The organism is Dermatophilaceae bacterium Soc4.6, assembly GCA_039889245.1.
Taxonomy (GTDB): Bacteria; Actinomycetota; Actinomycetes; order Actinomycetales; family Dermatophilaceae; genus Lapillicoccus.
Map to the genome: position 1 here is coordinate 407,523 of JAZGVH010000002.1, position 14,437 is coordinate 421,959.

General features: G+C 72.6%; 12 protein-coding genes. All 12 read right to left on the reverse strand.

The genetic code is table 11. From position 1 onward, the window contains the following. Window positions 1-49: 49 nt before the first annotated feature. Window positions 50-1,507 carry a glutamate synthase subunit beta gene (locus V3N99_01995; GenBank protein ID MEO3935506.1) on the reverse strand — a complete coding sequence of 486 codons (1,458 nt, stop codon included), beginning with the start codon at window positions 1,505-1,507 and terminating at the stop codon, window positions 50-52. Then, window positions 1,500-6,056 (reverse strand): glutamate synthase large subunit, encoded by a 4,557-nt coding sequence (gltB, locus tag V3N99_02000; protein ID MEO3935507.1) that lies wholly within the window; start codon window positions 6,054-6,056, stop codon window positions 1,500-1,502. Before gltB ends, V3N99_01995 begins: the two co-directional genes overlap by 8 nt. Window positions 6,057-6,215: 159 nt before the next feature. After that, entirely contained in the window at window positions 6,216-7,127 is a 912-nt protein-coding gene (lgt, locus tag V3N99_02005) for a prolipoprotein diacylglyceryl transferase (GenBank protein MEO3935508.1), read from the reverse strand. Then, on the reverse strand, window positions 7,124-7,981 hold the full coding sequence (gene trpA / locus V3N99_02010; GenBank protein ID MEO3935509.1) for a tryptophan synthase subunit alpha: 858 nt from the start codon (window positions 7,979-7,981) through the stop codon (window positions 7,124-7,126). The genes lgt and trpA overlap by 4 nt, the downstream gene beginning before the upstream one ends. Then, window positions 7,978-9,237: a tryptophan synthase subunit beta gene (trpB, locus tag V3N99_02015; protein MEO3935510.1), complete on the reverse strand. Its 1,260-nt coding sequence runs from the start codon at window positions 9,235-9,237 to the stop codon at window positions 7,978-7,980. Before trpB ends, trpA begins: the two co-directional genes overlap by 4 nt. Then, window positions 9,234-10,064, reverse strand: coding sequence for an indole-3-glycerol phosphate synthase TrpC (trpC, locus tag V3N99_02020; protein ID MEO3935511.1), 831 nt, complete (start codon window positions 10,062-10,064; stop codon window positions 9,234-9,236). The genes trpB and trpC overlap by 4 nt, the downstream gene beginning before the upstream one ends. 49 nt (window positions 10,065-10,113) lie before the next feature. After that, window positions 10,114-10,578, reverse strand: coding sequence for a DUF2752 domain-containing protein (locus V3N99_02025; protein MEO3935512.1), 465 nt, complete (start codon window positions 10,576-10,578; stop codon window positions 10,114-10,116). A gap of 19 nt (window positions 10,579-10,597) precedes the next feature. Further along, window positions 10,598-11,251 (reverse strand): RDD family protein, encoded by a 654-nt coding sequence (locus tag V3N99_02030; GenBank protein ID MEO3935513.1) that lies wholly within the window; start codon window positions 11,249-11,251, stop codon window positions 10,598-10,600. 168 nt (window positions 11,252-11,419) lie between these two features. Beyond that, the gene (locus V3N99_02035) at window positions 11,420-11,731 is read right to left on the reverse strand and encodes an HGxxPAAW family protein (protein ID MEO3935514.1); all 312 of its coding nucleotides are present in this window, start codon (window positions 11,729-11,731) and stop codon (window positions 11,420-11,422) included. 42 nt (window positions 11,732-11,773) lie between these two features. Further along, complete coding sequence (locus tag V3N99_02040; GenBank protein ID MEO3935515.1) at window positions 11,774-12,418, reverse strand: Trp biosynthesis-associated membrane protein; 645 nt, start codon at window positions 12,416-12,418, stop codon at window positions 11,774-11,776. After that, window positions 12,415-13,983: an anthranilate synthase component I gene (locus V3N99_02045; protein ID MEO3935516.1), complete on the reverse strand. Its 1,569-nt coding sequence runs from the start codon at window positions 13,981-13,983 to the stop codon at window positions 12,415-12,417. Before V3N99_02045 ends, V3N99_02040 begins: the two co-directional genes overlap by 4 nt. Further along, window positions 13,976-14,383, reverse strand: coding sequence for a phosphoribosyl-AMP cyclohydrolase (hisI, locus tag V3N99_02050; protein MEO3935517.1), 408 nt, complete (start codon window positions 14,381-14,383; stop codon window positions 13,976-13,978). Before hisI ends, V3N99_02045 begins: the two co-directional genes overlap by 8 nt. Between the last annotated feature and the right edge of the window lie 54 nt (window positions 14,384-14,437).

Genomic DNA, 14,437 nt, shown 5'->3' on the forward strand with positions numbered 1-14,437 from the left:
GACGCAGGTCTCATCCGGGGCCATCGGTGAGACCGGCGCCTACCTCGCCTCAGACGCTCAGCGGCCGGTCCGTGGGCTCGATCGGCCGCGGCAGCTGGCTCGCACCCATCAGCCACTGGTCGACCCCGTGGGCGCAGGCCCGACCCTCGGCGATGGCCCAGACGATGAGCGACTGGCCACGCCCGGCGTCGCCCGCGACGAAGACCCCCGGCACCGAGGTCATGTACGACGCGTCGCGACGCACGTTGGTGCGCTCGTCCAGCTCGACCCCGAGCTGCTCGACGACACCGACCTTCTGCGGCCCGAGGAAGCCCATGGCCAGCAGGACGAGCTGGGCCGGGAGCTCCTTCCCGCTGCCCTCGACGGGCACGAACCGGCCGTCCTTCAGCTCGACCTCAGACAGGCGCAGCGCCCGCACGTTGCCGTCGGCGTCGCCGAGGGCCTCCTCGGTGTTGACCGCGTAGACCCGCTCGCCGTTCTCCTCGTGCGCGCTGGCGATCCGGTAGGTCATGGGGTAGGTCGGCCAGGGCTGCGAGCCGGGACGCTCCTCGTGCGGGCGCGGCATGATCTCGAGCTGGGTCACCGACCGGGCACCCTGACGCGTGGCCGTGCCCAGGCAGTCGGCCCCGGTGTCGCCGCCGCCGATGATGACGACGTCCTTGCCGGTCGCGAGGATCTGGCCCTCCACGCTCTCGCCGAGCGCGACGAGGTTGGCGGGCGGGAGGTACTCCATCGCCTGGTGAATGCCACCCAGCTCACGACCGGGGACGGCGAGGTCGCGCGGCACCGTCGAGCCGACGGCGAGCACGACCGCGTCGTACCGGTCCTGCAGCTGCTTGCCGGTGATCTCGTCACCGACCGCGACCCCGCTGCGGAAGCGGGTTCCCTCGGCCTCCATCTGGGCCAGCCGCCGGTCGAGGACCGACTTCTCCATCTTGAACTCCGGGATGCCGTAGCGCAGCAGCCCGCCGGGCTTGGCCTCCCGCTCGTAGACGGCGACGGTGTGGCCGGCGCGGGTCAGCTGCTGGGCGACCGCGAGGCCGGCCGGGCCCGAGCCCACGACGGCCACGGTCTTGCCCGAGAGCCGCTCCGGTGGCTGCGGGGTGACGGCCCCGGCCTGGAACGCCTGCTCGATGGTGGTGACCTCGACCTGCTTGATCGTCACGGCGGGCTGGTTGATGCCCAGCACGCACGCGGTCTCGCAGGGCGCCGGGCAGAGGCGACCGGTGAACTCGGGGAAGTTGTTGGTCGCGTGCAGCCGCTCGATCGCCTCCTGCCAGTCACCTCGCCAGGCGAGGTCGTTCCACTCCGGGATGAGGTTGCCCAGCGGGCACCCGTTGTGGCAGAAGGGGATGCCGCAGTCCATGCAGCGACCGGCCTGGCGCTGCAGCTGCCCCAGCTCCTGCTCCTCGTAGACCTCCTTCCAGTCACGGATCCGCACGGGGACGGGGCGCCGGGTCGGGAGCTCGCGCTCGCGCACCTTCAAGAAACCCTGGGGGTCAGCCACGGGAAGCCTCCATGATCCGGTCCCAGACCTGCGCGCCCTGCAGGTCGAGGCCCTCGGCCTCGGCTCGGGCACGCACGTCGAGGACGCGCTGGTAGTCGCGGGGAAGGACGAGGGTGAAACGGGCCCGGCTGGCGTCCCAGTCCTGCAGGAGACGGCCGGAGACGGTCGAGTCGGTCCAGCGCAGGTGTCGGCGCAGCAGCTCCTCGAGGGTCGTGGCGTCGGACTCGCGCAGCGGGAGCAGGTCGACCAGCTCGGTGTTGACCAGGCCCGGGTCCAGGTCGAGCACGTAGGCCACTCCGCCCGACATGCCAGCGGCGAAGTTGCGCCCGGTCGCCCCGAGGACGACCGCGATGCCTCCGGTCATGTACTCGCAGCCGTGGTCCCCGACCCCCTCGACGACCGCGACGGCGCCGGAGTTGCGCACGCAGAACCGCTCGCCCACCTGTCCACGGAGGAAGATCTCGCCCGCGGTGGCGCCGTAGCCGATGACGTTGCCGGCGATGACGTTGGCCTCGGCCGTGAGCCGGGCCCCCGGCTGCGGCCGCACGATGATGCGCCCACCGGACAGGCCCTTGCCGACGTAGTCGTTGGAGTCGCCCTCGAGCACCAGGGTCAGGCCCCGGGGCAGGAACGCCCCGAACGACTGGCCGCCCGACCCGGTGAGCGTCAGCTCGATCGTGCCGTCCGGCAGGCCGTGGGGGTGCGCCTTGGTGATCTCGTGCCCGAGCATCGTGCCCACCGTGCGGTTGACGTTGCGCACGGCCAGCGAGCCCCGCACCTGCTCACCGTCGCGCAGCGCCGGCTGCGCCATGGCGATGAGCTGGTGGTCGAGCGCCTTCTCGAGCCCGTGGTCCTGCACCGCGGAGTTGTAGGGGGTGCCACCGGTCGGGTCCTGGACCTGGGTGAGGATCGGCGCGAGGTCGAGGCCGGCGGCCTTCCAGTGCTGGACGGCCTTCTCGGTGTGGAGCGCCTCGACGTGGCCGACGGCCTCGCGGACCGAGCGGAAACCGAGCTGCGCGAGCAGCTCGCGCACCTCCTGCGCGATGTACTCGAAGAAGGTCTCGACGAACTCGGGCTTGCCCGAGAAGCGCGCCCGCAGGTCGGGGTTCTGCGTGGCGACACCGACGGGGCACGTGTCGAGGTGGCAGACCCGCATCATGATGCAGCCCGAGACCACGAGCGGGGCGGTGGCGAAGCCGAACTCCTCGGCGCCGAGTAGGGCCGCGATGACGACGTCGCGGCCGGTCTTCAGCTGGCCGTCGGTCTGCACGACGATCCGGTCCCGTAGGCCGTTGAGGCGCAGCGTCTGCTGGGTCTCGGCCAGGCCGAGCTCCCACGGCGCCCCGGCGTGCTTGAGGGACGTCAGCGGCGAGGCGCCGGTGCCACCGTCGTGGCCCGAGACGAGCACCACGTCGGCGTGCGCCTTCGAGACCCCCGCCGCGACCGTGCCCACGCCGACCTCGGACACCAGCTTGACGTGCACCCGCGCCTGCGGGTTCGCGTTCTTGAGGTCGTGGATCAGCTGGGCCAGGTCCTCGATGGAGTAGATGTCGTGGTGCGGCGGCGGCGAGATGAGCCCCACACCGGGCGTGCTGTGCCGGGTCTTGGCCACCCACGGGTAGACCTTGGGCCCGGGCAGCTGCCCGCCCTCCCCCGGCTTCGCGCCCTGCGCCATCTTGATCTGGATGTCGTCGGACTCGGTGAGGTAGAGGCTGGTCACCCCGAAGCGGCCCGAGGCCACCTGCTTGATCGCCGACCGCCGGGCCGGGTCGAGCAGGCGGTCCTCGTCCTCACCGCCCTCACCGGTGTTGGACTTGCCGCCCAGACGGTTCATCGCGATCGCGAGGTTCTCGTGGGCCTCCTGGCTGATCGAGCCGTAGCTCATGGCGCCGGTGGAGAAGCGCTTGACGATCTCGCAGACCGGCTCGACCTCGTCGATCGCGAGGGGCTCGCGCCCGCTCACGGCGGCGTCGGTGAACTCGAAGAGCCCCCGCAGCGTCATCAGGCGGGTCGACTGCTCGTCGACGCGGGCGGTGTACTGCTTGAAGATGTCGTAGCGCCGCTGGCGGGTCGAGTGCTGCAGCCGGAAGACCGTGTCGGGGTCGAACAGGTGCGGCTCGCCCTCGCGGCGCCACTGGTACTCGCCGCCCACCCACAGCTTGCGGTGGGCCTGGTGGATGCCCTCGGGCGGGTAGGCCGACGCGTGCCGGGCGGCGACCTCGTCGGCGACCACGTCGAGCCCGATCCCGCCGAGCTGGCTGACCGTGCCGGTGAAGTAGCGGTCGACGAGGTCCTGCGCGAGACCGATCGCCTCGAAGACCTGCGCCCCGCGGTAGGACGCCACCGTGGAGATGCCCATCTTGGACATCACCTTGAGGACGCCCTTGCCGAGGGCCTTGATGAGGTTCTTGACCGCCAGCTCGGGGGTGACGCCCGAGATCGTGCCGGAGCGGACGAGCTCCTCCACGCTCTCCATGGCGAGGTAGGGGTTGACCGCGGCCGCGCCGTAGCCGACGAGCAGGGCGACGTGGTGCACCTCCCGCACGTCACCGGCCTCGACGAGCAGCCCGACCTGGGTGCGGGTCTTCTCGCGGATCAGGTGGTGGTGCACGGCCGAGGTGAGCAGCAGCGACGGGATCGGGGCGAGGTCTCGTCCCGAGTCGCGGTCGGAGAGCACGACGAAGCGGGCCCCCCGGCGGATCGCCTGCGAGGTCTCGGCGAAGATCGCCTCGAGCCGGGCCTCCATCGCCCCGGCGCCGCCGGTCACGTCGTACAGGCCCTGCACCACGTGCGTGGCGTAGCCCGGCAGGTCGCCGTCGGCGTTGATGTGGACGATCTTGGCCAGCTCGTCGTTGTCGATGACGGGGAAGGGCAGGTGCACCAGGCGGGCGTGCGCCGCCGATGCGGAGAGGGCATTGCCCTCGGGCCCGATGGTCGTGCCCAGCGAGGTGACGAGCTCCTCGCGGATCGCGTCGAGCGGAGGGTTGGTCACCTGCGCGAAGAGCTGGGTGAAGTAGTCGAAGACCAGGCGGGGTCGGCTCGAGAGCACGGCGATGGGCGAGTCGGTCCCCATCGAGCCGAGGGCCTCTCCCCCGGTGCGGGCCATCGGCGTCAGGAGGATGCGCAGCTCCTCCTGGGTGTAGCCGAACGTCTGCTGCCGACGGGCCACGGACGACGCGGTGTGCACGATGTGCTCGCGCTCGGGCAGGTCCTTGAGCTCGATGACGCCGGCGTGCAGCCACTCGTCGTAGGGGTGGCGCGACGCCAGCCCCGACTTGATCTCCTCGTCACCGATGATGCGGCCGTGCTCGGTGTCGACGAGGAACATCTTGCCGGGCTGCAGCCGCCCGCGCTTGACGATGGTCTCGGCCGGCAGGTCGAGGACCCCCGACTCGGACGCGAGGACGACCAGTCCGTCGTCCGTCACCGCGTAGCGCCCGGGGCGCAGGCCGTTGCGGTCGAGCACCGCACCGATGAGGGTGCCGTCAGTGAAGGTGACGCAGGCCGGGCCGTCCCAGGGCTCCATGAAGGTGGAGTGGAACTCGTAGAAGGCGCGTCGGGCCGGGTCCATCGCCCCGTTGTTCTCCCACGCCTCGGGGATCATCATCAGGACCGAGTGCGGCAGGGAGCGGCCACCGAGGTGCAGCAGCTCGAGCACCTCGTCGAAGCTCGCCGAGTCGGAGGCGTCGGGCGTGCAGACCGGGAAGACCCGCTTGAGGTCGCCGGGGATGATGTCGGAGGTGAGCTGGCTCTCTCGCGCCCGCATCCAGTTGCGGTTGCCCTTGACGGTGTTGATCTCGCCGTTGTGGGCGATGAAGCGGTAGGGGTGGGCCAGGGGCCACGAGGGGAACGTGTTGGTCGAGAAGCGCGAGTGGACGAGCGCCAGCTCGGTCTCGTAGAGCCGGTCGGACAGGTCCGGGAAGAACGGCTCGAGCTGACCGGTCGTCAGCATGCCCTTGTAGACCAGCGTGCGCGAGGAGAGTGAGGCGAAGTAGACGTCCGTCTCGCGCTCGGCGCGCTTGCGCAGGCAGAACGCATAGCGGTCGAGCCCCACCCCGACCTGGCGACCCACCGACGAGGTGACGAAGAGCTGGGCGAAGTGCGGCATGCACGCGCGGGCAGCCTGACCGACGAGGTCGGCGACGACCGGCACGTCGCGCCACCCGAGGACCTTCATCGACTCCTCGGCGGCCAGCGCCTCGATGTCGGCGACGACCTGCGCCCGCTGGGTCGCGTCCGGCGGGAGGAACGCGAGGCCCACGGCATACGCCCCGGCCGCCGGCAGGGGGAAGGGCACGACGCTGCGCAGGAACGCGTCAGGCACCTGGGTCAGGATGCCGGCTCCGTCACCGACCGACGGGTCGGCCCCGGTCGCGCCGCGGTGGTCGAGGTTGCGCAGCGCCGTCAGCGCGTGCTCCACGATGTCGTGGCCCGCGCTGCCGCGCATCGTCGCGACCATGGCGACGCCACAGGCGTCGTGCTCGAGGTCGCGGCGGTAGAGGCCGGTATCGGTCGGCTGGGCCGTGAACAGGGGGCGCGAGGAGACCAACGCGGTTCACCGTCCTTCAGGTGTCGGACCGGGCACGGGTGAAGCCGCCGCGGATCCTTGGTGATGGCATGCGCAGACACCTCTGGCATGAGCCGGGCGGCGATGGCCGGTGGGCACACAATAACCGTCATCCAGCCGGGACTCAGGCCTGGTACGACGTCAGTCCAGGGCGCGAGACGCCGTAGCGGGGGCGTCAGGACCCGGGGTCGGGAGGCTCTCGAGCTCGGAGGGCCGCGATCGGCGGCCGAAGAGGACGAACATCGCGGCTCCGAGGAGGAACACGATCAGGCTCACCCACACGTTGACCCGCAGACCCAGGATGTGGTTGGCGTCGTCGGTGCGCATGAACTCCAGCACCACTCTACCGATCGGGTAGCCGGCGATGTACAGCGCCAGCACCTGCCCTGCGCGCAGGGTGACCCGACGGTCGAGCAGCACGAGCGCGAGGGCCAGCACGAGGCAGAAGATCGACTCGTACAGGAAGGTCGGCTGGTAGGTGCCGAGCACGACCGGCTGCCCGGCGGCGTCGAGCACGGCATGACCCTCGGCCGCGTCCCACTGGTGGATCTCGAGACCCCAGGGCAGGCTCGTCGGGCCGCCGTAGATCTCGTTGTTGAACCAGTTGCCCCACCGACCGATGCCCTGCGCGAGCAGGATGCCGGGGGCGGCGCAGTCACCGAAGACCGCGAGCGGGATGCCCTGCTTCCGGCACCCGATCCAGGCCCCCACCGCACCGAGGGCGACCGCGCCCCAGATGCCCAGGCCACCGTTCCAGATCTTGAACGCGTCGAGCGGGTGACCGCCCTCTCCGAAGTAGGCCTGCGGCGAGGTGATCAGGTGGTAGAGCCGGCCACCGAGGATGCCGAAGGGCACCGCCCAGGCCGCGATGTCGAGGGCCAGCCCAGCGCGCCCGCCGCGGTCGGAGAGCCGCTTCTGGGTGATCCAGACGGCGATGACGATGCCCGCGAGGATGCACATGGCATAGCCCCGCACGGGGAAGAAACCGAGGTGCCAGACGCCCGACGTCGGGCTCGGCAGCACGGTGGGGGCCAGGCCCGTCAGCAGGCTCACGCCGGTGCACCCGCCGTGGTCGACCGGGCGCTCGCCGCGTGGGCGGCGCGCTGCGCCCCACCGGCCCGCACGCCCGCCGCGAGCTCGGCGACCAGCTCACGCAGGGCCCGGATGCCGCTCGCCCGGTCGGGTGCCTCCAGGAGGCACCGCACCAGGGCCGACCCGACGATCACCCCGTCGGCGAACCGGCCGACGTCGGCGGCCTGCTCACCGGTCGAGACACCCAGGCCCACGCACACCGGCAGGTCGGTGACCTCGCGGGTGCGGGCCACGAGCCCCTCGGCGGCGTTGCCGACCGTCGTACGCGTGCCGGTCACCCCCATCACGGACGTGGCGTAGACGAAGCCGCGGCTCGCGGAGGTGGCGGTGGCCAGTCGCTCGGGGGTCGAGCTGGGCGCCACGAGGAAGACGCGGTCGAGGTCGTGGGCGTCGGCGGCCGCGATCCAGGCGCCGGCCTCGTCGGGGATCAGGTCGGGGGTGATCAGCCCGGAGCACCCGCTGGCGGCGAGCTCGGCGGCGAAGCCGTCGACCCCCCGGCGCAGCACGAGGTTCCAGTAGGTCATCACCAGCGACGGCGCCCCGGCGTCGCGCACGGCCGCGGTGGCGTCGAGCACGTCGACCACGCGCGACCCGCCGGCGAGCGCGGCCTCGACCGCCCGCTGGATGACGGGGCCGTCCATCAGCGGGTCGCTGTAGGGCACGCCGACCTCGACGATGTCGACACCCGCCTCGACCATCGCGACCATGGCCTCGATCGACCCCGGCACGTCGGGGTAGCCCACGGGCAGGTAGCCGATGAGCGCCGCGCGACCCTCGGCGCGGCAGGCGGCCAGGACCTCGGAGACGCCGCTCACACCTGGGCCCCGGCCTGCGAGAGTTGCTCGTCGTCGAGCATGCCGAAGTACTTCGCGGCGGTGTGCACGTCCTTGTCGCCGCGGCCGGAGAGGTTCACCAGCAGCACCGCGTCGGGCCCGAGCTCGCGGCCGACCTGCATGGCGCCGGCGAGGGCGTGGGCTGACTCGATGGCCGGGATGATGCCCTCGGTGCGGCACAGCAGCTGGAACGCCTCCATGGCCTCGACGTCGGTGACGGCGCGGTACTCCGCCCGGCCGCTGTCGAGCAGGTGGGAGTGCTCGGGCCCGACGCTCGGGTAGTCGAGACCGGCCGAGATCGAGTGGGACTCGACGGTCTGGCCGTCGGCGTCCTGCATGACGTAGGTGAAGGCCCCGTGCAGGACGCCCTTCTCGCCCGCGGCGAATCGAGCGGCGTGCTTGCCGGTCGTGATCCCGGCCCCGGCCGCCTCGAGACCGACGAGGCGCACCTGGGTGTCGTCGAGGAAGCGGTGGAAGATGCCGATCGCGTTGGAGCCACCACCGATGCAGGCCAGGACGACGTCCGGCAGGCGCCCCACGAGGTCGAGGACCTGGGCGCGCGCCTCCACCCCGATGACGCGGTGGAAGTCGCGGACCATCTCGGGGAAGGGGTGCGGACCGGTGACGGTGCCGAGCACGTAGTGGGTGTCGTCGACGTTGGCGACCCAGTCGCGCAACGCCTCGTTGACGGCGTCCTTCAGGGTCTGGCTGCCGTTGTCGACGGCCACGACCTCGGCCCCCAGCAGGCGCATGCGGGCGACGTTGAGCGCTTGGCGCTCGGTGTCGACCTTGCCCATGTAGACGACGCAGTCCAGCCCCAGCAGCGCGGCCGCCGTGGCAGTGGCCACGCCGTGCTGGCCGGCGCCGGTCTCGGCGATGACCCGCTGCTTGCCCATGCGCCTGGCGAGCAGGGCCTGCCCGAGCACGTTGTTGATCTTGTGCGAGCCGGTGTGGTTGAGGTCCTCGCGCTTGAGGATGATCCGGGCCCCGCCTGCGTGCTCGGCGAAGCGGGGCACCTCGGTGATGATGCTGGGCCGGCCGGTGTAGGTGCGGTGCAGCCGCTCGAGCTCACCGACGAACTCGGGGTCGACCATCGCCTTGCGCCGCACCTCGTCGAGCTGCTCCAGCGCTGGGATGAGGGCCTCGGGCACGTAGCGACCGCCGAAGTCGCCGAAGCGCCCAGGGGTGGGCGCGGCGGCCGGGGTGGGTGCTGCCTGCGTGAGCTCGGTCGTGGTCATCGGGCCACCTCCACGGTCTGCGGGACGAGGTTGGGCACGACCGCGGCGAAGTCCGCCACGGTCCGGGTCGGGGTGCCCCCGGTGACGAGGGCCTCCCCCACGAGCACGCCGCGCGCGCCGGCATCGGCGTACGCCTGGACGTCGGCGAGGTCGCGCACCCCCGACTCGGCGATGGTGACGACGTCGTCGGGCACCAGCGGGCGCAGTCGGGCGAACGTGGAGCGGTCGACCTCGAGGGTCTTGAGGTTGCGGGCGTTGACACCGACGACCGTGGCCCCCGCGTCGAGCGCCCGACGCGTCTCCTCCTCGTCGTGCACCTCGACGAGGGCGGTCATGCCGAGCGCCTCGGCCTGCTCGCGCATCGCCACGAGGTCGGCCTGGGCGAGGGCCGCGACGATGAGCAGGACGAGGTCGGCACCCCAGGCGCGCGACTCGTCGATCTGGTACGGGGTCACCATGAAGTCCTTGCGCAGGACCGGCACCCGCACCGCGGCGCGCACCGCCGCGAGGTCGTCGAGGCTGCCGCCGAAGCGGTGTCGCTCGGTGAGCACGCTCACGGCCGTGGCCCCGCCTGCCGCATACGACGCGGCGAGCGCCGCCGGGTCCGCGATGGGGGCGAGGGCGCCCTTGCTCGGGCTCGACCGCTTGACCTCCGCGACGACGGCGAGCCCCCGAGCCCGACGGAGGGCGGTCGTGGCGTCGATCGCCGGGGCCACGTCGGGCAGGCGGCGCTGGAGGTCGTCGCGGCTCACGAGCGCCTCGCGCTCGGCGAGGTCGGCCCGGACACCGACGATGAGGTCGTGAAGGACGGAGGGAGCAGGTGACACGCTCCCCAGACTACGCGGGACGACGCGCGAGCGACCCCCCGGACCGGCCTCAGGGGGCCAGCCAGCCCGACAGCGGCAGGCCGGGCAGGTTGCGCCAGACGGTGAACACCGAGAACGCCACCCCCAGCACGACCCAGGCGCGGTTGTCGAGGGTCGGGGCCGGCACCCGCCGACCGGTGACGGAGGTCACCGCCGGGCTCAGCACCGCGAGCGCCAGCAGCGGCAGCAGCGCCGTGACGAGGAGGTTGGACGACAGCGCCCCGGCGACGTCGAGACGGGTCAGCGAGGCGACAGCGCGCAGGCTCCCGCAGACCGGGCACCACAGGCCCGTCGCCGCGTGGAAGGGGCACAGGGGCACAGGGAGCAGGGGCAGGACGTCGTAGCCACGCGTGGCGTGCAGCCGCGCGAGCACGGCGGCGAGGGCGGCCGTCCCGGCACCCACCTCGACGAGAGACCGCCCTCGCCCACCGGCGCTGCGGTGGAGGAGGGCGGGCCTGTGCTCGGACGCGGCCATGCGGACGGGACGGTGCCCGTCAGGCCTTGGGTGCGACGACGACGACGGTGCCGACGATCTTGTCGGCGAGCGTCTGACGCTTGGAGTCCCACAGGGGGAAGAGCCAGCCGACGTAGCAGATGACGCTGTCGACGAGGTGCGCCAGGTCACGCACGAACGCCATGACCGCACCGATCGGCTCACCCGTCTTCTCCGACACCAGGCGCACGCCGGCCACTCCACGACCGATGGTCTGGCCGGTGGACCCGCCCTTCAGGTAGCGGTTCCAGACGGAGATGCCGATGAGGTAGAGGACGCCGAGGACATAGAGGAACCCGCCTCTGCCGCCGCTCAGCGCCGACAGGACGTAGAACGGGATGGAGAGCGCGACGAAGTCGATCAGCCAGCCCACGGCCCGCTGCGGCCACTGGGCCAGGGCACCCGCGGCGCCACCGGGGGCGGCACCATACGGAGGCGGGGCCTGGCCGTAGGGGGACGGAGCCTCGCCGGAGGCCGGTCCACCGTAGGGGGGCTGAGGTGCGCCGTAGGCCGGCTGAGGTGCGCCGTAGGCCGGCGGGGGCGGTGGCGCGCCGTAGGCCGGCGGCGGCGGCGGGGCGGACCCGTAGCCAGGGTTCTGGGGAGGGTTCTCCCCGGAGTCGGACGGACCTCCGGGTGGCGGGGTGCCGTAGGACATGGGTGTTGGCCTTCCTCGAGCGAAGTGCGACCCCCTGGGACGCGAGTGGTGTGGACACTAGCGCGTGGCGATCACCGACGCACCGACCCAGCGGCGTGTCCCGCAGGGGAAATGCCCGAAAAAACCCACGATCCCCCCAGGGTGCGGGACTGCTGCCGCGCGCTCGGCTCAGGAGGTGCCGCTGTCGTGACGGCTCGAGCCGGGCTCGTGGGCGCCCTTGGCCCGGCCCTCGCGGGTGCCGGCCTTGGCCGCGTGCGCCCCGAAGCCCGCCAGCGACAGGATCTTGCCGGCTGCGGCGGCGGCGACCACGATCACGGCGCCGATGACGAACCATGCGATGGAGGGGAAGATGACGGCGAGCGACATCACCAGGGAGCCCAGCATGACGCCTCCGACACCCGTCCAGGCCGCGGTGCTGTGACCGTGGCTCTCGGTGTGCTCGACGACGGCGTGGCCGTCGACCTGGGCCTGCTCGCTCATGCTGGGTCCTCTCGCGGGTGCGTGCTCTGCCCCTTCATCCTGTCAGGTCGTCGCCGGGTCGTCGTCGGTCGGGTCGTGTCCCTCGCTCAGGGCGTCCCAGGCTGTCGCCGCGGGGGGCAGGTCGGGCGCGTGGGTCCGCTCCTCGCCTGCTCCCTCGCCGGCACCGGGCTCCAGACCCTGGGCCGCGTCCGGCGTGGAGGGCCGCTCGAAACGGCTCGAGAGCCCCTCCCACCCCCGCCCCGCAGGCAGCGACAGGGCGCCGAGCACGGTGGTGAGGACGGCCGCCAGGAGGGCCGACCAGGGCCACGGGGTGAGCGAGCCGGGGGTCGCCGACGCCGCACCGACCGCGCCGGGCCCGCTGCCGGCCGACAGCGCCGCCGAGGGGTCACGCAGGACGCCGACGGTGAGGGCCAGCGCCCCGAGGGCGGCCAGCGTCAGCAGCACCGAGGAGACCTGCCGCAGGCGACGACCGGTCGTCAGCACGGCCACGCTGGCGGCGACGGCCACGAGGCCGAGGGCGACGAGGCCGGGCGCGGCCTGGTCACCGGTCACCGTCAGCCCCCGACCCGCCAGGACCACGTCGCTGGTGCGGCCGGTCACCCACGGGCGGCTGCCGAGGATCACGACCGCGAGGCTGGGCAGCAGGAGGCCGAGGGCGGCCCGGCGCTTGGTGAGCCAGGCCGTCACGACGACGCGCCGGTCGGCACCCACCCCGGCCGCGGAGCCCGCAGCCCCGCAGCCGAGCGCACCGCGCGCACCACGGCGGCCGCCTTGTGCTCCGTCTCCTCGAACTCGAGCTGGGGCACGCTGTCGGCCACGATGCCGGCCCCCGCCTGCACGTGGGCCCGCCCGCCCCGGAGCACGGCAGTGCGGATGGCGATGGCCATGTCGAGGTCCCCGGCGAAGTCGAGGTAGCCCACGACGCCGCCGTAGACCCCGCGGCGACTGCCCTCCATCTCGTCGATGAGCTGCATGGCGCGCGGTTTGGGCGCCCCCGACAGGGTGCCCGCGGGGAAGGTCGCGACCAGCACGTCGTAGGCGGTGCACTCGGGGCGGATCTCGCCGACCACCGTCGACTCGAGGTGCATGATGTGTGAGTAGTGCCGCAGGCTCATGAACTCGACGGTGTCGACCGTGCCGGCGCGGCATACGCGCTGCAGGTCGTTGCGCGAGAGGTCGACGAGCATGACGTGCTCGGCGCGCTCCTTGGCGTCGCCGCGCAGCTCCTCACCCATTCGGACGTCGTCCTCGGGGGTCTTGCCCCGGGGGCGCGAGCCGGCGATGGGGTGGGTGATGGCTCGCCGCCCGGTCACCTTGACCAGCGCCTCGGGGCTCGAGCCCACGACGTCGTAGGTCGTGCCGTCGGGGTGCGCCAGCCTCAGGAGGTACATGTAGGGACTCGGGTTGCTTGCGCGCAGCGCCCGGTAGACGTCGAGCGCGTCGGCGCTGCACGGCATCGAGAAGCGCTGGGAGACCACGATCTGGAAGGCCTCACCCGCCCGGATCGCCTCCTTGCTGCGCTCGACGAGGTCGTGGTAGCCCTCCTGCGTCTGGTTGCTCGACACCTCGACCTCGACCGGCTCGACGACGGCGACGGTGCTGGGGGCCGGCTCGGCCAGCTCGGCCGTCATCCGGTCGAGACGCTGGCACGCGTCGGCCCAGGCCCACTCGACCCGCTCGTCGGTGTCGTCGGTGTTGACGGCGTTGGCGACGAGCAGCAGCGACCCGTCGGTGTGGTCGAGGATGGCGAGGTCGGTGGCGAGGACCATGCCGAGCTCGGGCAGGCCGAGCTCGTCGACCCCGGTGTCGGGCACCTTCTCCCACCGACGGACCGCGTCGTAGGTGATGGCCCCGACCATGCCGCCGGTCAGCGGCGGCAGACCCGGTATGCGGCTGGTCGCCAGGGCCGCGACGGTCTCGCGCAGGGCGACGGTGGGGTCGCCCGAGGTGGGCACACCGACCGGGGGGACGCCGATCCAGTGCGCCTCGCCTCCTCGCTCGGTGAGGGTGGCGCTGCTGCGCACACCCACGATGGAGTAGCGCGACCAGACCCCACCGTGCTCGGCGGACTCGAGCAGGAAGGTGCCGGGCGCGTCGCGAGCCAGCTTGCGGTAGACCCCGATCGGCGTCTCGCCGTCGGCGAGCAGCCGACGCACGACGGGGACGACGCGTCGGGTGCGCGCGAGCTCGGAGAAGAGGTCGAGGCCGGGCCACGTCTGGCCCCAGGCGGTCTCCGCGGTGACGTCAGGCACCGGCGGACACCTCGTCGGGCTGCGTGGGCGCAGGGGTGGTGAGCACGACGGCCTCGAGCGGCTGGGCCTCGAAGCACGTGCGGTCACCCGTGTGGCAGGCGGCGCCCACCTGGTCGACGCGCACGAGCAGGGCGTCACCGTCGCAGTCGAGCGCGAGCGAGCGCACCCACTGCACGTGACCCGAGGTGTCGCCCTTGCGCCACAGCTCCTGCCGGCTGCGTGACCAGAAGGTCACCCGGCCCTGGGTGAGGGTCGCGGCCAGGGCCTCGTCGTTCATCCAGCCGACCATGAGCACCTCGCCGGTGTCGTGCTGCTGGACGACGGCGGCCACGAGGCCGGCGTCGTCACGCTTCAGCAGCGCCGCCAGCGTGGGGTCGAGGGTCGGGGTCGAGTCGCTCACCCCGTCATTCTGCCGGGTCGGGGTGGGTGCCCGCGGACCGGTGCGTCGGTGGGT

What these genes read in the sequence shown, in the direction of transcription:
- V3N99_02030 (MEO3935513.1), bottom strand. Translation starts at nt 11,251, where the DNA reads ATGTCCTACGGCACCCCGCCACCCGGAGGTCCGTCCGACTCCGGGGAG.
- V3N99_02025 (MEO3935512.1), bottom strand. Translation starts at nt 10,578, where the DNA reads ATGGCCGCGTCCGAGCACAGGCCCGCCCTCCTCCACCGCAGCGCCGGT.
- trpB (MEO3935510.1), bottom strand. Translation starts at nt 9,237, where the DNA reads ATGACCACGACCGAGCTCACGCAGGCAGCACCCACCCCGGCCGCCGCG.
- V3N99_02035 (MEO3935514.1), bottom strand. Translation starts at nt 11,731, where the DNA reads ATGAGCGAGCAGGCCCAGGTCGACGGCCACGCCGTCGTCGAGCACACC.